General features: G+C 64.2%; 20 protein-coding genes. 12 read left to right on the forward strand and 8 right to left on the reverse strand.

All coding sequences use genetic code 11. The features are described from left to right. Positions 1–12: 12 nt before the first annotated feature. Positions 13–297 (forward strand): acylphosphatase, encoded by a 285-nt coding sequence (locus CDV46_RS23535; protein ID WP_087687838.1) that lies wholly within the window; start codon positions 13–15, stop codon positions 295–297. Between the two features lie 86 nt (positions 298–383). On the opposite strand, the gene CDV46_RS23540 is transcribed toward CDV46_RS23535, so the two are convergent. Continuing rightward, positions 384–2,015, reverse strand: a complete 1,632-nt coding sequence (locus CDV46_RS23540; protein ID WP_254916192.1) for a methyl-accepting chemotaxis protein — start codon at positions 2,013–2,015, stop codon at positions 384–386. Between the two features lie 283 nt (positions 2,016–2,298). Between CDV46_RS23540 and CDV46_RS23545 the strand changes: the two genes are divergently transcribed. The 3 genes from CDV46_RS23545 (at position 2,299) to CDV46_RS23555 (ending at position 4,705) form a co-directional block, all read left to right on the forward strand. Then, positions 2,299–3,993, forward strand: a complete 1,695-nt coding sequence (locus CDV46_RS23545) for an ATP-binding protein (RefSeq protein ID WP_087725326.1) — start codon at positions 2,299–2,301, stop codon at positions 3,991–3,993. A gap of 65 nt (positions 3,994–4,058) precedes the next feature. Then, a complete protein-coding gene (locus CDV46_RS23550; RefSeq protein WP_087687835.1) occupies positions 4,059–4,340 on the forward strand; it encodes a type II toxin-antitoxin system RelE/ParE family toxin in 282 nt (93 codons plus the stop codon). A 14-nt stretch (positions 4,341–4,354) separates the two neighbouring features. After that, a complete protein-coding gene (locus CDV46_RS23555; protein ID WP_058378379.1) occupies positions 4,355–4,705 on the forward strand; it encodes a HigA family addiction module antitoxin in 351 nt (116 codons plus the stop codon). A 23-nt stretch (positions 4,706–4,728) separates the two neighbouring features. Here the strand turns inward: CDV46_RS23555 and trhA are convergent, their stop codons facing one another. From trhA to CDV46_RS23570, 3 genes are all read right to left on the reverse strand, one after another. Continuing rightward, positions 4,729–5,382 (reverse strand): PAQR family membrane homeostasis protein TrhA, encoded by a 654-nt coding sequence (gene trhA / locus CDV46_RS23560; RefSeq protein WP_087687834.1) that lies wholly within the window; start codon positions 5,380–5,382, stop codon positions 4,729–4,731. Then, positions 5,379–5,936, reverse strand: coding sequence for a peroxiredoxin (locus tag CDV46_RS23565; protein WP_058378381.1), 558 nt, complete (start codon positions 5,934–5,936; stop codon positions 5,379–5,381). The genes trhA and CDV46_RS23565 overlap by 4 nt, the downstream gene beginning before the upstream one ends. Before the next feature lie 188 nt (positions 5,937–6,124). Next, positions 6,125–6,604 (reverse strand): Lrp/AsnC family transcriptional regulator, encoded by a 480-nt coding sequence (locus CDV46_RS23570; RefSeq protein ID WP_058378382.1) that lies wholly within the window; start codon positions 6,602–6,604, stop codon positions 6,125–6,127. Positions 6,605–6,767: 163 nt separating this feature from the next. Between CDV46_RS23570 and ilvB the strand changes: the two genes are divergently transcribed. The 6 genes from ilvB (at position 6,768) to astA (ending at position 13,922) form a co-directional block, all read left to right on the forward strand. Further along, on the forward strand, positions 6,768–8,597 hold the full coding sequence (gene ilvB / locus CDV46_RS23575; protein WP_087725328.1) for a biosynthetic-type acetolactate synthase large subunit: 1,830 nt from the start codon (positions 6,768–6,770) through the stop codon (positions 8,595–8,597). Positions 8,598–8,750: 153 nt separating this feature from the next. Further along, complete coding sequence (locus CDV46_RS23580) at positions 8,751–9,530, forward strand: basic amino acid ABC transporter substrate-binding protein (RefSeq protein ID WP_212677094.1); 780 nt, start codon at positions 8,751–8,753, stop codon at positions 9,528–9,530. Positions 9,531–9,680: 150 nt separating this feature from the next. Then, positions 9,681–10,430 (forward strand): amino acid ABC transporter permease, encoded by a 750-nt coding sequence (locus CDV46_RS23585; RefSeq protein ID WP_058378384.1) that lies wholly within the window; start codon positions 9,681–9,683, stop codon positions 10,428–10,430. Beyond that, positions 10,417–11,139: an amino acid ABC transporter ATP-binding protein gene (locus CDV46_RS23590; RefSeq protein WP_058378385.1), complete on the forward strand. Its 723-nt coding sequence runs from the start codon at positions 10,417–10,419 to the stop codon at positions 11,137–11,139. Before CDV46_RS23585 ends, CDV46_RS23590 begins: the two co-directional genes overlap by 14 nt. Before the next feature lie 202 nt (positions 11,140–11,341). Beyond that, on the forward strand, positions 11,342–12,583 hold the full coding sequence (locus CDV46_RS23595; RefSeq protein WP_087687830.1) for an aspartate aminotransferase family protein: 1,242 nt from the start codon (positions 11,342–11,344) through the stop codon (positions 12,581–12,583). Between the two features lie 142 nt (positions 12,584–12,725). Further along, positions 12,726–13,922, forward strand: a complete 1,197-nt coding sequence (astA, locus tag CDV46_RS23600; RefSeq protein ID WP_254916193.1) for an arginine N-succinyltransferase — start codon at positions 12,726–12,728, stop codon at positions 13,920–13,922. 18 nt (positions 13,923–13,940) lie between these two features. Here astA and CDV46_RS23605 read toward each other — a convergent pair whose 3' ends face one another. Genes CDV46_RS23605 through CDV46_RS23620 form a run of 4 tightly spaced genes read right to left on the reverse strand, consistent with a single transcriptional unit; the run spans position 13,941 to position 18,777 of the window. Further along, the gene (locus CDV46_RS23605) at positions 13,941–14,906 is read right to left on the reverse strand and encodes a Csu type fimbrial protein (protein ID WP_087725330.1); all 966 of its coding nucleotides are present in this window, start codon (positions 14,904–14,906) and stop codon (positions 13,941–13,943) included. Then, positions 14,903–17,488 (reverse strand): fimbria/pilus outer membrane usher protein, encoded by a 2,586-nt coding sequence (locus CDV46_RS23610; protein WP_140413470.1) that lies wholly within the window; start codon positions 17,486–17,488, stop codon positions 14,903–14,905. Before CDV46_RS23610 ends, CDV46_RS23605 begins: the two co-directional genes overlap by 4 nt. Beyond that, positions 17,478–18,239, reverse strand: a complete 762-nt coding sequence (locus CDV46_RS23615; RefSeq protein ID WP_087687827.1) for a fimbrial biogenesis chaperone — start codon at positions 18,237–18,239, stop codon at positions 17,478–17,480. The genes CDV46_RS23610 and CDV46_RS23615 overlap by 11 nt, the downstream gene beginning before the upstream one ends. A gap of 10 nt (positions 18,240–18,249) precedes the next feature. Then, positions 18,250–18,777, reverse strand: coding sequence for a Csu type fimbrial protein (locus CDV46_RS23620; protein ID WP_087687826.1), 528 nt, complete (start codon positions 18,775–18,777; stop codon positions 18,250–18,252). 514 nt (positions 18,778–19,291) lie between these two features. Here CDV46_RS23620 and CDV46_RS23625 point away from each other — a divergent pair. Next, complete coding sequence (locus CDV46_RS23625) at positions 19,292–19,855, forward strand: HdeD family acid-resistance protein (protein ID WP_087725334.1); 564 nt, start codon at positions 19,292–19,294, stop codon at positions 19,853–19,855. A gap of 165 nt (positions 19,856–20,020) precedes the next feature. Continuing rightward, on the forward strand, positions 20,021–20,506 hold the full coding sequence (gene dps / locus CDV46_RS23630; RefSeq protein ID WP_087687824.1) for a DNA starvation/stationary phase protection protein Dps: 486 nt from the start codon (positions 20,021–20,023) through the stop codon (positions 20,504–20,506). Positions 20,507–20,525 lie beyond the last annotated feature (19 nt).

Here is a 20,525-nt window from a genome sequence, read left to right on the forward strand (position 1 = left end):
CAGGAGGGGGCAATGACGACAACGTGGCAAATCATCGTGCATGGGGTGGTGCAAGGCGTCGGCTACCGGGCCTCGTGTGTCGTGGCTGCCCACAGGCTCGGCGTGAATGGCTGGGTGCGTAACCGGCGCGACGGGACGGTCGAGGCGATTGCGCAAGGCAGCGCCGATCAGTTGCTCGCGTTCTGCGAATGGATGCGGCAGGGGCCACCCGGGGCGCAGGTCACGTCGTGCGAAGTCGACAAGGCGTGGATCGCCGAGACGCCGCTCAAGGGGTTCGAGCAGCGCGCGAGCGTCTGATTTTCCGTGGAGTAGGGGATCGGCGAACCGGCGTCGAGAACCGACGCCGGTGAATGTTGCGTGTTGTGAAAGGGCGTGCGGCAGGATCAGGCGGCGAGCGCCAGCGTCCCGTGCGACGGGGCAACGGCCGCAACCCCCTGCATACCGATCGAGGCGTGCGTCGAATCGTGCGCCGACAGCCGGAACAACGCGACCGACTCGCGCAAGCGTGCGGCTTGCGATTCCAAGGCGGCAGCGGCTGCGGAAGCTTCTTCCACGAGCGCCGCATTCTGTTGTGTCATCTCGTCCATCTGCGTCACGGCACCGTTGACTTGCTCGATGCCGCTCGACTGCTCGACGCTGGCGGCCGAAATCTCACCCATGATGTCGGTGACGCGCTTGACCGACTGCACCACTTCAATCATCGTCGCGCCCGCCCGTTCGACCAGACGGGTGCCGGTCTCGACACGGCTGCCCGACGCGTCGATCAATCCCTTGATTTCCTTGGCGGCTGCCGCGCTGCGTTGGGCAAGCGTGCGCACTTCGCCCGCAACCACCGCAAAACCGCGACCCTGCTCGCCGGCCCGCGCGGCTTCGACGGCGGCGTTGAGCGCCAGAATGTTGGTCTGGAAGGCGATGCCGTCGATAACGGTCAGGATGTCGTTGACCTTTTGCGAGGCTTCGGAAATATCGCGCATGGTCGTGACGACTTCCTGCACGACTTCGCCGCCGCGTGAGGCGGTCTCCGACGCCGTCACGGCCAATTGGCTTGCGGCGCGTGCGTTCTCGGCGTTCTGCTTCACGACGGCGGTGAGTTCCTCCATGCTCGCAGCGGTTTGCTCCAGCGAGGACGCCTGCGATTCGGTGCGTGCCGACAGGTCGGCATTGCCGTCGGCAATTTCGCGGGCGCTGCCGTGAATGGCTTCCGTGCTTTCGCGCACGGTGCCTACGGTGCCGGCAATGCCGTCGCGCATGCGGCCGAGGGCGCCGAACAACTGGCCCATCTCGTTGTTGGTGCGCTGTTCCACGCGGTGGCTCAGATCACCGGCTGCCATGCGCTCGAAGTGCCCGATGGCTTCGCGAATCGGACGCAGCACGGCGCGGGCCAGCATGGCGCGGCCCCACAGGGCGACGAGCAGGGCGATCGCCAACGTGACGCCCAAGGCAATGCGCATGATGTTGTAGCGCTGTTGGGCGGCCTCGAAGCGGTCTTTCTGGCGCGCAATCTGAATGTCCTGCAACTCGCGGATGGCGCTGTCGACGGCGTTGTAAGCCGACGGCGCGACGCGTGCCTGAATCTGGTGGAAGCCCGCCACATCCCCCTGCTTGAGGGCGTTCATCGCTGGGGTAATCACGTTCTCGAAGAAGTTCCGGCGCTTGGCGTCGGCGGCCTTGGCCAACTCCGCTTCGTGCGTGTCTTCCTTGGGACGTTTCAGATAGTCGTTCCAGAGGGCGTCGGAAGCGGCGATGTATTGGTTGCCGCGCTTGAGCACCTTTTCCGACTCGTCCGGGTCAGCGCCGAGGCTGACATAGGAGGCGAACGTCGCCATCGAGAGGCGTGTCCGTAGAAGCTGCTCGCCCGTGCCCTTGAGTTCGGCCAGCGCGGGGGTGTCGTCCGTGGCCATCTTGCTCAGGGACTCGTTGCTGGAGCTGAGCGCTTGCAAGCCCAGCACGCTAACGAGGACGAGAACTGCACCAAGCAAACCAAGGACCAGTGTCAGGCTGGTCCGAATCGTCATGTTCTTATACATATTTATCGATGGAATGTGTGCCCGGGTCGCGGAAAGAGAAACACGCGGCCTCCCCCGCCGGATGCTTCGAACAAAGCGGGTCATAGGGATTATCGGCAGATGAGACACGGAACTTGAGCCGTTTTGTCCGGCGAAATCCGAAAGCCCGCCTGATCGTGTCGAAGTTCGGAATTTGCGCAGCCGCAAAACGCTCGCCAGACGCCAGACTCAAGGCTGTCCAGTTCCTCAGTACGCCGAAGCGCTCACGAGCGCAGTGACGCGTCTTCACACGATGACTTTCAATGATCTCCCCAATGATGGCCTCGACGGTTGCCGCGATGACGCGGTGATGCGAACGGAGTCGGCCGCTACCGAAATCGATGCCGCGCTGGCCGCGTTGCCCTCCCTTACGGAGGAAGGCGGCGTCGATTTAGCCGGCACATTCCGCATGGCACTGGTGCACGAACTGCGCGCGCCGTTGCAGGTGCTGCAAGGGCAACTGGATGCGTTGGCCGGTGATGGCGACGGGGACGGCGACGCCAGCGGGGCGGACCTGACCGGTACCGCGCCCGCTGCCGGATTCCCTTCCGAACGCGGCGGAGGCGCAGGCAGTGCGCGATTCGACACCATGCGAGCGGCGCTCGATGTGCTCGTGCGTGTCGTGGACGATGTGTTGCAGCTCGGGCAGGGCGATGCCCTGGAGATGCCGCTGCGCGACGAACCCTTTGAAGTGCGGGCGCAACTGGACGGTGAAGTGGCGATCTTTGCCGCTGAAGCACGGGCGAAGGGCCTGGCGCTGCGCTGCGATATCGACGACGAGGTACCCGTCATGTTGCGAGGCGATGCCGTGCGGCTGCGGCAGATCGTGCGAACGCTGCTTGCCAACGCGCTGAAGTACACCGCCGAGGGGGAAGTTTGCGTTCGGGCTTCCTGGCGGGCGCAGACGGAACATTTGACGGTGTGCGTGACCGACACCGGGCCGGGCATTCCCGAAGGGGCCCGGGAAGCTGTCTTCCATGCGTTTTTTCGGGGGCAGCCGACGATCCCGGGCACGGGGCTGGGCTTATGGATCGCACGCCGTTGGGCGCATCGGATGAGCGGTGCGCTGCTCGCGGAGACGCCGGCGCGAGGTGCGCACTTGCGCTTGTCGTTGCCGTTTCCACCGCTTGCACCGTTTCCATCGCTTTCACCACCGGCGGACCGTGGCCTGATGTCGCTCAGTGGCGCGTCCGGCGGTGCCGCCCACTTCGAGAGCGCAGACCAAGCGTCGCCGGTCGCCGTCGTGCCCGTTCGGGAAGGCCTGCGCGTACTCGTGGTGGAGGACCACCCGATCAACCGCCTCGTGCTGTGCGAGCAATTGGGGGCGCTGGGGTGCGTGGTGCAGGGCGTGGGCGACGCGGCAGAGGCGCTCTCCCAATGGGCGGCGTGCGACGTCGATGTCGTGCTGACCGACGTGCAACTCGGGCACGCCTGCGGGCTGAGGTTGGCGGGGGATTTGCAGCGAACGGCAACGGCGCTGCATCGCCTGCCCCCGGTCGTGATTGCCGTGACCGGATCGGTGCTCGACGCGCGCATGGCCAGGGAAGCGGGTATCGACACGGTGCTGCCGAAACCTGTCTCTCGCCGGCGGTTGCAACAGGCGCTCGCGGCGCGCTGGCCACGGCCGGTGGCGCTCGGACACGACGCTGGATTGTCACCGGTTGGCGGCGCCATGCCGGAAGTCCCGCATGCCATACAGGTCACGCAGATCAATCCGAAATTGCCGCTTTACAGGGATGCCGTGGCGAGGGGCGTGATGCGCGCAGAGATGGCGAAAGACATTGCCCAGTTCCGCCGTTTGCTCAGGCGTCGGCATAAAGGTGATCTCGCTGCGGCGCAGGCGGTGTTGCATCGCATGCAGGGGGCGTGCCGCATGTTCGGCGATCCCGAGTTGCTGGCTCGCTGCGCGTCGCTGGCCGCGAAGCTGGCGGCCGTCTCCTCGATCTGACGTGACACTTAATGTCACTCATATAACGTTGTTCGTTTAACGATATGTGTTATAAATTCAAACCTATGATCCAAACCTTCTCGGACAAGGTGACCGCGGCACTCTTCACCGGTTGCTACGTACGCAGGTTTCCGAAATCGATTCAGCGCGCTGCGTTACGCAAGTTGTTGATGATCGACGCCGCGACTTGTGTGGAGGACTTGCTGGTGCCGCCGGGCAACCGATTGGAGGGTTTGCACGGAAAGCCAGTGGATTTGTGGAGCATTCGCGTCAATCAGCAATGGCGCGTGTGTTTCCGATTTGCCAAGGGCGATGCCTACGACGTAGGTATCGTCGACTATCACTGAAATGGGGTTTTGCGATGAGCATCAGACGAGATCAGATTGACCAGACCGATTTTGCGGGGCTGGTCACCGGGCAGTCGCTGGCGCCGATTCATCCGGGGGAAATTCTGCGGGAGGAATTCATGGTGCCGGGCGGCATGTCGGCGAACGCGCTGGCCTTGGCGCTTCATGTGCCGGCACCGCGCATCAACGACGTCGTGCGCGGCAAGCGGGGTATTTCGGCCGACACGGCCCTGCGTCTTGCGCGCTACTTCGGCACCTCGGCGGAGTTCTGGACCAATCTCCAGGCGTCGTACGACCTGCGTGTTGCGTTGCAGGCCGCCGGCGCGGACATCATTCGGCAGGTGCTCCCGCTACGCGCGGCCTGACACGTTCAGTGTCAGACCCTACCTCAGAGGTAGCGGCAGACCGCAAGGTAGTGGCAGGCCGTGCCGCCAATGGCGAACAGGTGCCAGACCAGGTGTCCGAACTTGATATGCCCGTCGAGCGAATAGAAGATCGCGCCGACGGTGTAGGCAACGCCACCGGCATACAGCCAGCCGGCACCGGGCCCGGGAATGGCGGCGAGCACGGGCCCAGCGACGAGGACTGCCACCCAGCCGAGGCAGATGTACAGGGTTGTCGAGACGAGCGGCCGGTCGAGCAGGCCGAGTGTTTTGGCGATCAGGCCAGCGAGCGCCATGGCCCAGACACCCGTGAGCAGCGGCCAGCCCCACGGGTCATGCAGGATCTTGACCGTGAAAGGGGTGTACGTCCCGGCAATGAAAAGAAAGATGGCGCAGTGGTCGACCCGCATGAACACGCGCTTGGCACGTCCGTCGGGCAGGCCGTGGTAGAGCGCAGAAGACAGGTAGACCACCACCATCGTGGCGGCAAACACGCCGATACCGATCTGCTGCGCCGCGCTCGGGCCTACGGCCGACGGCGGGCGTACCGCATTGAAGAGAAAGGGAATGGCGGCCAACGCTGCGAGGCACGCGAGTCCGTGACTGATGCTATTGGCGACTTCTTCGCTGCGCGTCTGAGCGCGTGCTTGCGACTTCATGCGGGATGGGCTGCTCGCCATTTGCGTACGGCTTCAAGAGTGTTGGCGACGTGTTTGTCCGGATCGAGACTCACGTAGCTATAGATAACTTTCCCATCGGGGGCGATGACGTACGAGACGCGATTGGCCAGATCGGGTTTGAGCGCAAGCACGGCGTCGTAGGCGCGCATGATGTGCTGGTCCGTGTCGGCGGCAACGGCGAATTTGCTACGGCATTCCGACACCGAGAACTTGTTGAGTGTGTCGATGTTGTCGTGCGAGACGCCGATCACCGTGGCACCCATCGACTTGAACGTGTCGGTGGCTTCGGCGAAGTCGTGCGCTTCGATCGTGCAGCCCGTGGTGAAGGCGGCAGGATAGAAGTAGAGGACGACCGGTCCCTTCTTGAGCGCATCGGCCAGCGAGAACGAGAAGACATTGCCGCCAAGCGAGGCCTGCGCCGTGAAGTCAGGTGCCGTGGCGCCAGTCTTGAGGGCCGCATGTGCGGGGATGAAACACCAGGCCGTCACGCCGAGAATAGCGGCTGCGGCTGTCACTCCGATCCAACGTTTCATGCAGAGCTCCCAAAGTGGATGCCTAAGCGAATGCTTAAGGATAGAGGCTTGCGAGGGCACTGTCCAACGTCTGTGACGCGGGTGACAGTCTACTGTCGGGTTCGTGACACGAACAGGGCATTGCGCTGTCATGCGGGTCATTCATTGCGACGTTGCAACGACAGGGTAGTGAGGTGTAGCGATGAGAACTAACTGCCCGCGGCCTGCGATCCGATCGGCAAAACGGTGGTCGATTTGATCTGCGAGAGGGCGATCATCGAGTTGACCTCCTGCACCATGGGTAATTGCGACAGCCGTTCGAAGAAGAAGCGTTCGTAAGCGTCGACGTCGCGCGTGACGATGCGCAGCAGGAAGTCGACATTGCCCATCAGTACATGGCATTCGAGTACTTCCGGAAAATCCTGAATTGCCTTCGAAAACTCAGGCAGGGCGTTGCGATTGTGACCGGCGAGTTTTACGTGGGCGAACAGCATCACGTTCAAGCCGACTTTTTTGCGGTCGACCAGTGCGACGCGCCGCTCGATGATGCCCTCGGCGTCCAGCCGGTCGATGCGTCGCCAGCACTGCGACTGTGAAAGGCCGATCTGCTCGCCGATCTGGGCCGCCGATAGCGAAGCATCGACTTGCAGGATCGCGAGAATTTTCTCGTCAAAAGCGTCAAGTTGCATAATCAATTCCTTGGAATTTTATATTTCGAATAAATCATGTGAAATTGGCGCGAATCTGTCAATGTTACGCGAAGCAATTACCTGCGCCCCGTCATAAGATTGACCCTAGTTTGTTGCAGCTATCGCAACAGTTTTTCTGAAACAGCCGGAAAACCACGTACCTATGAAACTCGACCTGTCTCTGCCTGCCGCCGAAGCCGCCACCGGCGCTGTCGCCCAGCCCGTTGCCCCGTTGTCCGCCAAGGGGGCGGACCTCATTGCGCGCACGCTGGTAGAGATTGGTGTCGATACCGTGTTCTGCTATCCGGGCGGCGCCAACCTGGAAATGCTCGATGCGCTTTCACGCGTGTCCATCACGCTGGTGCGTACCGAACACGAGCAAGGCTCGGTATTTGGCGCGCAGGGCTATGCGCGTGCTACCGGCAAGCTCGGTGTTTGTCTGGCGACGTCCGGCCCCGGGGCGACCAATCTGGTCACCGGCATCGCCGACGCCGCCAGCGATTCCGTGCCGATTCTCGCCATCACGGGCAATGTCGCCACGCACTGGCTCGGCAAGAATGCCTTTCAGGAAGTGGACATCGTCGCAATCACCAAGCCGGTGACCAAGCTCGCCCGGCAAGTGCGTGAGGCGCGCGACATCCCGGCGGCGTTGCGCGAAGCCGCGACTTGCGCGCTGGCAGGACGCCCCGGCCCAGTGCTGGTGGATTTTCCGAAAGACATTCAACAGGCTCGCCCCGACCAACCGACCGACAAGCGCTTTACCGCGCCGGTGCCGGCCGGCATGAGCGACGAGACGGCCCAACGCATCGCGTCCTTGCTGGCGAAAAGCGAGCGGCCGGTCATCTACGCCGGGGGCGGGGTGATCGCCTCGGGCACCAGCGACCGGCTCAAGGCACTGGCCGAAGCGCTCAATTGCCCGGTGGCGCTCACGATGATGGGGCTCGGCGCGATGCCCGACGATCATCCGCTGCTGCTTGGGCCACTTGGCATGCACGGCGCTTATGCGGCCAACGTGGCCGTCAACGAAGCGGATCTTGTGCTGGCGCTCGGTGTGCGCTTCGACGACCGGGTGGTCGGCGATCCGACGTTGTTTGCCCGGCACGCCAAGATCGTCCATATCGACGTCGACGCGGCCGAAATCGGCAAGAACAAGCCAGTGACGCTGGGCGTGCACGCCGATTTGCGCGACGCCTTCAGCGGCTTGCTCGCCCATGCGACCCGCCGCGACGTGCCCGACTGGCACGCTTATCTGGGCGAGCGCCGTGCCGCTCACCCGCTGCGGGCACCCGTGTCGCCGGTGTCGGGAGAGAACGGTGACGCCAGCGTGCTGACCGGCGTAGACGTGATTGCAGCACTCGCGGCGCTGCTCCCGCCGGAGGCGGTGGTGACGACGGGCGTTGGCCAGCATCAGATGTGGGCGATGCAGCACCTGCGCTTGCGCGAGCCGCGAACGTTCCTGTCGAGCGCCGGTTTCGGCACCATGGGCTTCGGCTTGCCGGCGGCGATCGGCGCAAAGGTCGCGCTGCCTGACGTGCCCGTGATCGATATCGATGGCGACGGCAGCCTGAACATGTCCGTCAACGAGCTGTCGACCTGCCGCCGTTACGGACTGGGTGTGAAGGTGCTCGTGATCAATAACCAGTGGCTGGGCATGGTGCGTCAGTGGCAGGACATGATCTATGCCCGCAACCGCGTCGCCTCGTCGCTTGCCGATCCGAACGCGCCGGAAGGCGCCGACGATGGCCGCCCGTACCCGGACTTCGTGACCATCGCTGCCGGCTACGGCGTGGCCGGTGCCCGCGTCACGCGTGCCGAGGAACTGCCGGCGACGCTGGCCCGCATGCTGGCCGACCCGAGCGAGCCGTATCTGCTTGATGTGCTGGTGGCGCGTGAAGACGACGTCTACCCGATGATCCCGGCGGGTAAATCGTACCGGGACGTGGTGTTCGGGCCGGGCGAGAGTGCCGGTCCGATTGCGGCCGGCGCGTTCTGAACGGCGGCGCTTGCAGCGTTCCCATTCCATGGGAATTGCGTCCCACGTCGCGAGATCGCAACGAGAGAACCCGCTTCGGCGGGTTTTTTTCGTTTCGGGGTCGGCGAGGAGTATCATTGCGCTCTTTTACGAATTCTCGCCTAGGAAATCAACATGTTGACGAAGCGCCTTGTGCTGGCCGCCGCCTGTTTTCTGACGACTTTCGCCGCCGTGCCGGCAGTGCAAGCTGCCGATCCCACGTACACCGTGGGCGCAGGCGGTACCTATCGTCCGTTCGAGTTCGAAACGCCGCAAAAAGAGCTGGTCGGCTTCGATATCGACGTCATCAAGGCGATCGGCAAGGCTGGCGGGTTCAACGTGAAGCTGGTCAGCACGCCGTGGGAAGGCATCTTCGCCACGCTCGACCAAGGCGACCGCGACATCATCATTTCGGGCATCACCATCACCGACAAGCGTCGTGAAATGGTCGACTTCTCGGCCCCGTACTTCCCGGCCGATCAGGTCATCATCACGTCGCCGGGTTCGAAGGTCGCCAATCTGGCCGACCTGAAGAAGCTGCAAGTCGGCGTGGTCAATTCGAGCACCGGCGACATCGCCGTCTCGGAAGAACTCGGCCGTGCCAGCACCTCGATCCGCCGCTTCGACAACACGCCGCTCATGCTCGAAGAGCTGTATCGCGGTGGTGTCGACGCTGCCGTGGGCGACGTGGGCGTGATCAAGTTCTACATCAAGAGCCATCCGGAAAAGCCGTTCAAGCTGGTCTACGACAGCAAGTTCAAGCGCCAGTACTTCGGTATTGCCGTGAAGAAGGGCAACAAGGTTGCGCTCGACAAGATCAACACCGGTCTGAAGAAGATCGTGGCTGACGGCACCTACGCCAAGATCTACAAGCAGTGGTTCGACGCCGACGTGCCGGCGCTGCCGCAACAATAAGTAACGCGTGTAAGATTCGCGCCACGCGCGCCAGTCATCTGGCCTCTCGCGGCCCGTGAGCTGATCGTCAGGACATCGACGTCAACCCCCGGGCCGCGAGCGTTTTTCTGCCGGCAAGCCGGTTCGTTTCATTTTGTATAAAGGTGCTTCATGGGTGGGTTCCAGTGGAACATCATCAGCGAGTACATGCCTCTGTTTGTCGAAGGCACGCTGATGACGCTCAAGTGCACGGTGATCTGTGTGATCGCCGGCACGTTACTCGGGCTTGTGCTCGGCGTCGGCCGTCTGGCCGAAGCGCGTCACGGCTTCTACAAGTATTTCCTGCGCTACGGTGTGCAGCTCCCGGTGCGCTTCTACGTCAGCTTTTTCCGTGGCACGCCGCTGTTCGTGCAGATTCTGCTGATCCACTTCGCGCTGATGCCGATGCTGATCAACCCGTCGGGCGGTCTGCTCATCAGCGGCGATCTGGCACGTGAAATCCGCTCGCAGTACGGTGCGTTCATGTCGGCCGTGCTGGCGATCTCGCTCAATGCCGGTGCCTACGTGTCGGAAATCTTCCGCGCCGGTATCCAGTCGATCGATCGCGGTCAGGCCGAAGCGGCCCGCTCGCTCGGCATGACCTACATGCAGACGCTGCGCAAGGTGGTGCTGCCGCAGGCGTTTCGCCGCATGCTGCCCCCGCTGGGCAACAACGCCATCGCGATCGTGAAGGACTCGTCGCTGGCGTCGGCCATCGGGCTGGCGGAACTGGCGTATGCCGCACGGACCGTATCGGGCGCCTATGCCCGCTACTGGGAGCCGTACCTGACGATTTCGCTCATCTACTGGGTGATCACGCTGGTGCTGTCGGCATTTGTTCAACATCTGGAAACGAGGTACGGCCAAGGTGATCGTCGTTAACAACCTGCAAAAGCAGTACGGCGAGACGCACGTGCTGCGCGGCATTACCTGCCGAATCGAAGAAAGCGAAGTCGTGTGCGTGATCGGGCCGTCAGGCTCGGGCAAGAGCACGTTCCTGCGCTGTCTGAATGGACTCGAAGACGTCAGCGGCGGCGAAGTGCTCGTCAACGGCTTCCATGTCGAAGACCCGAAGACGAACATGAATGCCATGCGCGCAAGCGTCGGCATGGTGTTCCAGCGCTTCAACCTGTTCCCGCACATGTCGGTGCTCGAGAACCTGATTCTCGCGCCCATGCAGGTCAACAGCCTGAAGCGCGATCAGGCCGTGACGGTCGCCGAGCAACTGCTGCGCAAGGTCGGGTTGATCGACAAGATCGACGCGTTCCCGAACCAGCTCTCCGGCGGCCAGCAGCAGCGCGTGGCGATTGCCCGCGCGCTGGCCATGCAGCCGACCGTCATGCTGTTCGACGAGCCGACCTCGGCGCTCGACCCCGAACTCGTGGGCGAAGTGCTGGAAGTCATGAAGTCGCTCGCCGAAGAAGGCATGACGATGGTGGTGGTGACGCACGAAATGGGGTTTGCGCGGGAAGTCTCCGATCGCGTGCTCTTCATCGACCAGGGCGTGATCATGGAAGAAGGCCATCCGGAGCAGATATTCTCGGCGCCGAAGCACGAGCGCACGCGTGAATTCTTGCGCAAAGTCTTGTAATTCGTTTGATTCCGATGCGCGCGACGGTGTATCCGCGCGCCGCATCTGATTACAATGCGAGGGTACGCGCGTCAGGTGCCATAAGACACCCGCGCGCCGCCGGCGCCCTGAGCCCCCAGCCAGGTCTTCTTTTACAGGGCAGTGACCGTTGTCCGGGCCTGCTCCGCAATCCCCGATTGCACCCAGATTTCACGAGGTAGTCATGAGCCAGCCAATCGCTGTGACCCGCCAGACGTTCGACGACGTAATGGTGCCCAATTACGCTCCTGCCCAGATGGTGCCCGTGCGCGGCGAAGGCTCGCGCATGTGGGATCAGCAGGGTCGTGAGTATGTCGATTTCACCGGCGGTATCGCGGTCAACGCGCTGGGTCACGCGAACCCCGAACTGGTGAAGGTCATCGAAGAGCAGGCACGCAAGGTCTGGCACATCGGCAACGGCTACACCAACGAGCCGGTGCTGCGTCTGGCCAAGGCGCTGACCGACGCCACGTTCGCCGACAAGGCCTTCTTCTGCAACTCGGGGCTCGAAGCCAACGAGGCGGCACTCAAGCTGGCCCGTCGCTATGCGTTCGATCATGCGGCCGAACGCGGCGGCAAGGATAAGAGCGAAATCATCTCGTTCTTCAACTCGTTCCACGGCCGCTCGCTGTTTACCGTGAGCGTGGGCGGTCAGGCCAAGTACACCGAAGGTTTCGGTCCGCTGCCGGCCGGCATCATGCACCTGCCGTACAACGATCTGAAGACCTTCGAGGCCACCATCTCGGACGCGACGGCTGCCGTCATCGTCGAGCCGGTGCAAGGGGAAGGCGGCGTGCTGCCGGCTGACCCGGCATTCCTCAAGGGCCTGCGCGAGCTGTGCGACAAGCACGGCGCGCTGCTGATTTTCGACGAAGTGCAGACCGGCGTCGGCCGCACGGGCACGCTCTACGCTTACGAGCAATATGGCGTGACGCCGGACATCCTGACGACCGCCAAGGCGCTCGGCAATGGTTTTCCGATTGGCGGCATTCTCACCACCAGCAAGATTGCCGCGAGCTTCTCGCCGGGCACGCACGGCTGCACGTACGGCGGTAATCCGCTCGCGACGGCCATCGCCGGCCGTGTGCTCGAACTGATCAACAACGCCGAGACGCTGAACGGCGTGAAAGCGCGTCACGATCATTTCATCAAGGGCATCGAAGCGATCAACGCGCGTCACGGCGTGTTTGCCGACGTGCGCGGCATGGGCCTGTTGATCGGTGCCGTACTCAAGCCGGCCTTCGCGGGCCGTGCCAAGGAAATCGTGTCCGAGTCGGAGAAGAACGGTCTGATGCTGCTGATCGCCGGTGGCGATGTGGTGCGTTTCGCGCCGTCGCTGAACATTCCGTTCGCCGACATCGACGCAGGCCTCGCCTCGCTCGAGAAGGCGGTTGCGACGCTGGCAGCTACGGCAAAGGCCGCCTGAACGGCTGCCGATTGACTGAGCACGCGCGCGTGTTCATTCGTCTGCCTGTATGACTTCGGGCCGGACCGACGGGAACGTCGCTCCGGCCCTTATTGCAAGTAGCGGCAACTAGCGGTCCCAACGTCTGTCCACCGGATATGCCATGACGCGTCAATCGAAAGCGGTGAAAGTCTCGCCAATGCACGACGAAGCGGCGAATCGCGGAGCGCCGGGTACCGCTACGGCGGCACTGACGGGCGCGGGAGCAAGCACCAGCGCCAACGACAGCACGTCCGAGGCCACATCGCTTCGGGTCGTACGTCAGGCGCGGCGGGAAGACCTGCCTGCGCTACTGAAACTGGCCGCACTGGCAGGCCCGGGCATGACGTCGTTCAAGCCCGATCCGGCAGCGCTCGAAGCGCGTCTCGAGCGCGTGACTGCCACGCTGGACGACCGCGCCCCGACGGCCGAGCAGGGCTATCTGTTCGTGATGGAAGACGTCGCGACCGGCACCATCGCCGGTGTGTGCGGCATTGAAGCGGCCGTGGGGCTGGAACAGCCGTTCTACACGTACCGAAAAGATACGATCGTGCACGCGAGCCGCGAGCTGAACGTGTGGTCGCGCATGCTCACGCTGTCGCTCTCGAACGATCTCACCGGCTATAGCGAGTTGTGCTCGTTGCTGCTCGACCCGGCGTGGCGCGGTCATGGCAACGGCGCATTGCTCTCGAAGACACGATTCCTGTTCATGGCGCAGTTCCCGGAGCGTTTCGGCCCGCACGTTTGTGCCGAATTGCGCGGGTTCTTCGACGACAACGGCCAGAGTCCATTCTGGCAGTCGCTCGGTCAACACTTCTTCAAAATCGATTTCGATCAGGCGGACTATCTGACCTCGATCGGCAAAAAGTCGTTCGTGGCCGAATTGATGCCGAAGTACCCGATCTACGTCGACTTTCTGTCGCCGCAGGCGCAGGCCGCCATCGGTGTGACGCATCGCGACACCTTGCCGGCGCGGCGTCTGCTGGAGCAGGAAGGGCTGCGCTCAGGGGCACACGTGGACATCTTCGACAGTGGCCCCGTGCTCGAAGCCCGCGTGGCCGATCTGCGTGCCGCACGCGACAGCCGGTATCTGAGCGTGAACATCGGCGCAGACGACGGGAGCGCGCCACCGGCGGCCAATGCCGAGCCCTATCTCGTGGCGTGTCTGGGGCTTGCCGGGTTTCGCGCCACGCTCGTCACCGGGCGTCCGGAGCGACGGGCGTTCACGCTCAGCCCGCTCGCGGCGAAGGCACTCGGCGTTAAGCAGGGCGATCGTGTGCAGGTATTGCCGCTCAAGCCGCCACGTGCGGACGCCATCTGAGCGCTCAGTCCTCTGACGTCAGAACTGAATCGTCGCCGTGACCGTATCGGTATAGAGGCCCGGTGCGGGTGTCGCCTGCACGGGCACGCGCGCGTAGATCGGCACGGCCTGCACGACGCCGGTACCGATGCCGGTGAGCTGCGACGTGCCGGACGTGCCATCGCCCCAGATGGTGCTGTAACCGCTATCGAGATAGAGCTGATAGCTCACGCGTGACGCGGTGAGCCCCGTCATCGAGCGCGCCGCCACGGTGCCCGCCAATCCCCCCGACAGACTGATGCGAAACGCGTCGTTCTTCGTGCATTGCACGGTGAGCGTGCTGCTGCCCGTGACTGCCTTGCTGAGCGTGGATTGCGTGGCAAAGGTGATGTTGGCCGCCGCAATCGTGCAGTTGTTGATGACCGTGACATTGGCGTTGAAGGGCACGCCGGCGGCGGCTGTCATCGCGCTGCCGCAAGCTGGCACGGGGGAGAGCGCAGCGTATGACGCGTATTGCAGGGTGGCGTCGGTGGCGGCGAACGCGTGGGTGTACACCGTGTTGCCGTTCGATGACGTGGGCACGGTGGTCTGCGACGCCGTAATGCGCGCATAGAGGTTGACGTTCTGCGTGACGGTGCCGCCGAGGATGTTGCGCGCCAGCGTGACGGTGATGACGTTGGCCGTGCTGTTGCCCCAGGCGGTCGAGAAGGCCGGGTCGATGAACAGTCCGAAGTTGATCGCGTTGCCAGCGTTCACGAGCGTGAGCGGCTGGCTGGCGTTGAGGGCCAGACAGAGTTTGACATTCGGGTTGCCGCCGAGCAGCGGAAACGTGCATGACACGGGAATCGTGCCGGTGGCCGACAACGCCGCGCCGGAGATCGGGCTGAAGGCGGAGAACGCCAGCGTGGGCGTGCCGATCGAGCAAGTTTGCCCCGCAGCAACCGTACTGAAGGCGCAGAGGCACGCGGCGACCCAGACGGGCACGGGTAAGGTCATGAACCTCATGAACCGTCCCCCCGGGATGACGACGCCTGTGCACTGGGGCGACGCGACTTGGCATCGCGTGCCAGCGCGCCAAAGGGAATGCAGACGAGCGGGCCGACGCGGGCAATCTCGCCATCGGGCGGGGCTCGCCAGTCGAACGTTGCGCGGCAGCGTTGCACACCGTCGTGCGATTCAAGTGTGTTGCGCGGGGCGAGCGTGTCGATGAATGCCTCGCCGTCGTAGCCCACCACGGTGACGAAGCCGCTTTGCACATGACGCACCGACACGCCGGGCTTGAGCGGCACACCGGCGGCGCTCACGAGCGTGATCAGCGCCGCTTGATATCGCCGCACGGGAAATCGTACGAGCACGCCGGCACCGGTTTGCGGCGCAATGCGCCGCTCGGTCGCGACGACTTCCAGATCGGCGGGCAGGTGCACGGGATCGATGCCGATACGCGCTGGCTCGAACCCGTTGAGATCCGGCACGAGGAAGTAGCCGCGCGCATCGGTATGTCCGATCGGCACCGATTCGCGCAGCACGGGCACGTCGGCGTGGCCGTCGGTGCTGACGAGGGCGAAGGCGTCGTAAGTGCGCCGCGTGGCGTGCAGGCTGCGATCCATGACGACAAGTGCACCGGTCATGCCGAGGGCCGCGCCGCGCTGATGGCCCACTTGCTGCGCGAGTGCCGAGACTTCACCATGACGTCCGAGATACCGCAGCTCACCTTGCGCCGTGCGCTGCGAGAAGGCCCGCCCCCCGAGGACCTGCCAACCCCAGCCGCCGCCATAGTCGGGTGTGCGGCCCGCTGAGGCCCACGCTTGTGTCTGACCGTCCTGTTGTGTGACGGAGGCGCTGCCCAGCACGCCGTTCCCCAGCAGCAGGCTCAACATGGCAAACACGCCGTGCGAGCGTCGTCGGGCGAGGTCGCGAAAGCCGCCGATCGAGAGCATGCCGCGTGAGCTGGCGGGCACGTTGAGGCTGGCCGACAGCACGCGTGTGGCAGGCTGGCGCGGCGCACGCTGCCCGAAGTAGGCGAGCGACGCCGTGCCGCCGCGTCCCCACGGCACCGAGACGCTGACACGCTCGCTGGCGCTGGCGGCGGGCGACCCGTCGAGCGACGCGAGGTCGCGATATCGGCCCGCCGTGCGGATGATCTGCGCATCGACGCTCACATGCCGCGAAATGTACTGATAGCCCGCGCTCCATTGCGCACCGGTGCGACGTCCGCCGGACGCCGCCATGGCGGCACTGACCACCCCGGCCCTGCGCAGCGCCATTAGCGCGCCAACGCCCCCCATGGCCAGACGTCGCCCCGCTTGTACCTGCGCTTCCAGCGTCAGCGCGTCAGTGACCCCGTAACGCGCCGCCACCGAGGCGACAGGATGATGCCGATACGAGAACGACCGCACACCGTAGTCGTCGCGCGGCAAACCGGCTTCGAGCGAAAAGCTCGACAGTCCCTTGGCCAGCAGACGCGGATCGATGTAGAGCGGCACGTTCGTGATCTGCTCGCGCCCGAGTGCGTCGCGTGTGACGACGCTCGCTTGCAAATCGCCCGTCAGCCCCGGCGCTTCCTGAATCACGAACGGGCCCGGCGGTACGCGACTGCCGAAGCGCCGCACGCCATCGAGATACAGATCGACGGATGACGGCACGACGGCACTGCCGCGCAACGCGGGCACGGGGAACGTGACGAGATCGGGGCGCAAGCTGAAGTTGCGCCGCCATTGCAGCCCGGCAATCCGCACGGAGCGGCTCCAGGACAGCGAGCCCGTGATGAGATCGCCCGCTGTCCAACTGGTCAGCGTGGCCGGATTGTTGTGCTGCCACGCGGTGTCATAGCGCAAGTAACCGCGCCGCCATGGCGAGTGTTCGACCAGACCGGTTTGCGACAGGGAGGCGCCGGACCAGAAGCCCCGGACTTCGCTCCACACCGATGCCTGTGTTTGACTGTCGCGTTGCACGTAGCCGTCGTAGTTCACGATCAGGCCGGGGTCTGCGGTGGCGGTGACGGCCTCGGCGAGCATGCCCCCGACGCGATAGGGCGTAAGCCAGGCGTCGCCCAGAAGCAGATCGATGCGCTGGTGCGTGGCATCGTAGTTGACCTGCACGCCGTCGAGCGTATCGAGCGCGACCTCCCGCGCGTCGTCGCGTGGCAGCGCGTTGCCAGAGAGGCCGAGTCTGCGCAAGTCGCCGGCGTTGACGAGCCAGTGGCCGTTGCGCTGTGTGAACGGGGCCAGCAACCCGGTCGCTTGACCGTTGATTAGCACGTCGAGAACGTAGCGCCCGTCGGGGAGATCCGGGGGCGATCGGGTCGGCAGTGCCATCGGTGCGGACACATCGGCGCCGTCTTCGGAAGCCGATGACATGGACAACTTGGACGATGGGGACGACACCGCTGCGGGCGGGGTGGCCGATGCCGTCGCGCTCGACGCCGGACCGCTCAGGGCCATCGTCGACACCATGACGCTGGCCATGGCACCCGATGCCAGATGCACCACGCGCACCACGCGCACCACACCGCGCCGCTCGGGGCGGCCGAGGGCGCGGCAGTGGGGGGGAGCGGGCGCGAGGGGCGCATGGCGACGGTTACCGGGCACCGTCCGTTGCCGGGCTGGCAGCAAACCGCATCGGCACCGTATCGATGCGCGACTCCACGGTGAACGGGGGGATCGGCGGCGCGCCTGACGGCCACCGCGCGGCAAAGCGCCGCGTCTGGCCGGCCAGTACGTAGCCCAGCAACCCGTGGGTGAGCTCGACACTTCGGCCCGTGGCGTCGAGCACCCGCGTGGCGCCCAGTTGAGCGTGCTGCTCCCCGTCGTTGTGCACTTCCAACTCGCCCCGCAGCCAGTGCACGTCGAAGCGCAGCGAGGGTGCCTGCAAGTCGTTTGCCTGCACGAAGACCGGCAACGAATAGCGCAGCCGGATGGTGACGCCTTCCGCCGGTGCCTCCGCGACAGCCGGCAGTTCGTCGACCAGCAGCCGATAACTTTGCTCACCCTGCGTGGGCTCGGCGGTCAGTCGCACGAGCCGTACGATCTGCTGCTCACCCGGTTCGATGCGCAAGATCGGCGGGCTGGCGATCAGTGCATCGGTCGGCGTGAGCACGTTCTCGCCGTCTCGCTGCGTCCAGGCATACAGGCGCAGTTGCCCGTGAATCGGCAAATCGCCGGTGTTGCCCAGTGTGAGCGTGGTCGCGGGCTGCGTCGGCGCAAGACTGACGATCACGGGCGAGACCTGAAGGCTCGCGCCATGGCCGTCGGTGACGCCCAGCGTCAACAGGGCGACAAAGGCACCGCTGGCCGCGCGGGCGGCATGACGGCGGGCGTCGGGTCGCGAGGGAGTCGTCATCGCAATGGCCTCAGAAATACACCGTCGCCGTCACCGTCGAGGTGTAGACGTCCGGTGTCGGCATGGTGGCCGAGAGCGTTGCCTGCCCGTAGACGGTGTACGTTTTCAGCACGCCGCTCCCCGAGTCGCCCAACGTATTGGTGCCTTGGGTGTTGCCCCACGGTGTGGCGTGACCCGAGTCTTGATAGAGCCCGAACGGGATGGTCGTGGTGTTGCCAGTGAGCGTGCCCGCGAGCAGACGGCTGGTCTCGGTGGAACTGGCCGTCGTGCCGGCGTTCAGGCCAATGTTGTAGCCGGTGGACGAGGTGCAGATGACGGTCAGCGTCGAGGTGCTTGACACCGGCCCGGTGGCCGACCCTTGCACGGGCGTGAACGTCATCGGCGTTGCCGCAATGGTGCACCCCGGCAAAATGGTCAGCGACACCAGCATCGTTGCCGTCGCCGAGCCGTTGGAGTAAGTGGCGCCTTGTACGGGGCCATTCAGTGCGAGCAATCCGGCAGCCCCGGACAGGGTCAGGCACAGCAGCGATTTTTTCATCGTCGTTCTCCTTCGGAGTCCTATTTGAAAGTGAGGCCATTCGAAGCGCATTCAGGCACTAGGAGGCGCGGCAGGGCACTACGCGGACAGCGTTCGTGACACCTGTTTTACCGACGCTGTCTACGTAGTTTATTAAGGCATTTGCGCGGAATGGGCGCGCTTTTAAGGCTTTCGGAATGTTCCCAACAATGGGACGAGAGGCCGCGCTTCCCGTGTCACTGGCATACGCGCAACGCGCATGTTTTGGCGAGACGCAGTGCGCACGCGTGGATGTGGCGCAACAGGCGTGCCGACCGGCGCGTACGCTTTGCGACACCGTGTCGCAGGGCGATATGACGGCGATCAAAGCCTGCGCGCGCGGCACAAGCATTCGCGCATATTTCACTTGCTCTCGTTACGTCGCCGTCTCTAGAATGACTTCTTGACGCGTATCGGGCGTCGTCTGCGCTACCCGCGCTGTACGCCGCCCGCCGCCTGTGTTCGCTGCCTGCGGATATTTCACGAGAGGGATGCCATGCTCAGACTTCTGTCGAAATACTGGTGGTTGCTTGTTTTGCGCGGCGTACTCGCCGTTGTCTTCGGGATCGCGGCGTTTGCGCTGCCCGGTGTGACCCTTGCCGTGCTAGTGCTGTGCTTCGGCGCGTTTTCGTTTGTCGACGGGGTCTTTTCTCTTGCCGGTGCCTGGAGCGCCCGCAAGGAGCATGCCGAATGGTGGCTGCCGCTGTTGCAAGGCGTCGTCGGCATCATCATCGGTGTCCTGACTTATCTCAACCCGGCGTTGACCGCCGTTGCGTTGCTCATCTATATCGTTGCCTGGAGTTTCGTCACCGGCGTGCTGCAAATTGCGGCCGGTATCGCGTTGCGCCGCGAGATCCAGGGCGAGCTGTGGATCATTCTTTCCGGCGTGTTCAGCATTCTGTTTGCCGCGTTCATCATGTGGCAGCCGGGTGCCGGCGCGTTGGCGCTCATTTGGGCCATCGGTGCATGGGCCATCGTGTGGGGCGTACTGCTCGTGTTGGCCGGCTTCAAATTGCGTGGCGTGGCGCACGGCGCGTCGTCCACTTCCGCCGCGACATAGTCTTCGAATTCGGGGCATGCGCGGCTTTGATGCCGTTGCATTGCGCGATACGATGCCCCCGATCAGCGTTTCCGTTCGTCCGCCCAGGTGGCCCCGGCTGCCTGATGCCGGCGGATTCCTCCCCCCGGCAGCCGCTGTGCTGCCAGACGTCAGCAGGAGTGTGAAATGGCTCTGAACCATACGCGTAACACCCTCGGTGAAAAGATCCGGATCGAGTCGGTCAATCTGCTTAATCGCGGGTTGATCAACGGCATCGACGTCCAGCGTCAGGCCAAGCAGGCGCATTGGAACGTGCACGGCCCGGGCTTCATCGAGCTGCATCTGTTGTTTGACGACGTGTATAACGCCGCGATCGAATGGGCCGACCTGTGCGCCGAGCGTCTCGTGGCGCTCGGTGGCGTGGCCGACGGCCGCGTGCAGACGGTGGCTGAAAAGACCGAACTGCCGAAGTACAAGAACGAGTTCAAGCGCGGGCTCGATCACGCTGCCGCGCTGGCCGAGGCGCTGGCCGGCTATGGCGAAATCATTCGCGGTCTGATCGACGCATCGGCCGAGATCGGCGATGCCACCACGTCGGACGTTTTTACTGAAATCTCGCGCGGCGTCGACGATCACCTCTGGAAGGTCGAGGCTCACCTTCGCGGCGAGTAAGCGCCATCCGGCCGCCGGC

Origin of the sequence: Pandoraea sp. PE-S2T-3, from assembly GCF_002179965.1 — a bacterium.
In the GTDB taxonomy this organism is placed as follows: Bacteria; Pseudomonadota; Gammaproteobacteria; order Burkholderiales; family Burkholderiaceae; genus Pandoraea.

What these genes read in the sequence shown, in the direction of transcription:
- CDV46_RS23535 (WP_087687838.1), top strand. Translation starts at nt 13, where the DNA reads ATGACGACAACGTGGCAAATCATCGTGCATGGGGTGGTGCAAGGCGTC.
- CDV46_RS23540 (WP_254916192.1), bottom strand. Translation starts at nt 2,015, where the DNA reads ATGACGATTCGGACCAGCCTGACACTGGTCCTTGGTTTGCTTGGTGCA.
- CDV46_RS23545 (WP_087725326.1), top strand. Translation starts at nt 2,299, where the DNA reads ATGACTTTCAATGATCTCCCCAATGATGGCCTCGACGGTTGCCGCGAT.
- CDV46_RS23550 (WP_087687835.1), top strand. Translation starts at nt 4,059, where the DNA reads ATGATCCAAACCTTCTCGGACAAGGTGACCGCGGCACTCTTCACCGGT.
- CDV46_RS23555 (WP_058378379.1), top strand. Translation starts at nt 4,355, where the DNA reads ATGAGCATCAGACGAGATCAGATTGACCAGACCGATTTTGCGGGGCTG.
- trhA (WP_087687834.1), bottom strand. Translation starts at nt 5,382, where the DNA reads ATGAAGTCGCAAGCACGCGCTCAGACGCGCAGCGAAGAAGTCGCCAAT.
- CDV46_RS23565 (WP_058378381.1), bottom strand. Translation starts at nt 5,936, where the DNA reads ATGAAACGTTGGATCGGAGTGACAGCCGCAGCCGCTATTCTCGGCGTG.
- CDV46_RS23570 (WP_058378382.1), bottom strand. Translation starts at nt 6,604, where the DNA reads ATGCAACTTGACGCTTTTGACGAGAAAATTCTCGCGATCCTGCAAGTC.
- ilvB (WP_087725328.1), top strand. Translation starts at nt 6,768, where the DNA reads ATGAAACTCGACCTGTCTCTGCCTGCCGCCGAAGCCGCCACCGGCGCT.
- CDV46_RS23580 (WP_212677094.1), top strand. Translation starts at nt 8,751, where the DNA reads ATGTTGACGAAGCGCCTTGTGCTGGCCGCCGCCTGTTTTCTGACGACT.
- CDV46_RS23585 (WP_058378384.1), top strand. Translation starts at nt 9,681, where the DNA reads ATGGGTGGGTTCCAGTGGAACATCATCAGCGAGTACATGCCTCTGTTT.
- CDV46_RS23595 (WP_087687830.1), top strand. Translation starts at nt 11,342, where the DNA reads ATGAGCCAGCCAATCGCTGTGACCCGCCAGACGTTCGACGACGTAATG.
- astA (WP_254916193.1), top strand. Translation starts at nt 12,726, where the DNA reads ATGACGCGTCAATCGAAAGCGGTGAAAGTCTCGCCAATGCACGACGAA.
- CDV46_RS23605 (WP_087725330.1), bottom strand. Translation starts at nt 14,906, where the DNA reads ATGAGGTTCATGACCTTACCCGTGCCCGTCTGGGTCGCCGCGTGCCTC.
- CDV46_RS23615 (WP_087687827.1), bottom strand. Translation starts at nt 18,239, where the DNA reads ATGACGACTCCCTCGCGACCCGACGCCCGCCGTCATGCCGCCCGCGCG.
- CDV46_RS23620 (WP_087687826.1), bottom strand. Translation starts at nt 18,777, where the DNA reads ATGAAAAAATCGCTGCTGTGCCTGACCCTGTCCGGGGCTGCCGGATTG.
- CDV46_RS23625 (WP_087725334.1), top strand. Translation starts at nt 19,292, where the DNA reads ATGCTCAGACTTCTGTCGAAATACTGGTGGTTGCTTGTTTTGCGCGGC.
- dps (WP_087687824.1), top strand. Translation starts at nt 20,021, where the DNA reads ATGGCTCTGAACCATACGCGTAACACCCTCGGTGAAAAGATCCGGATC.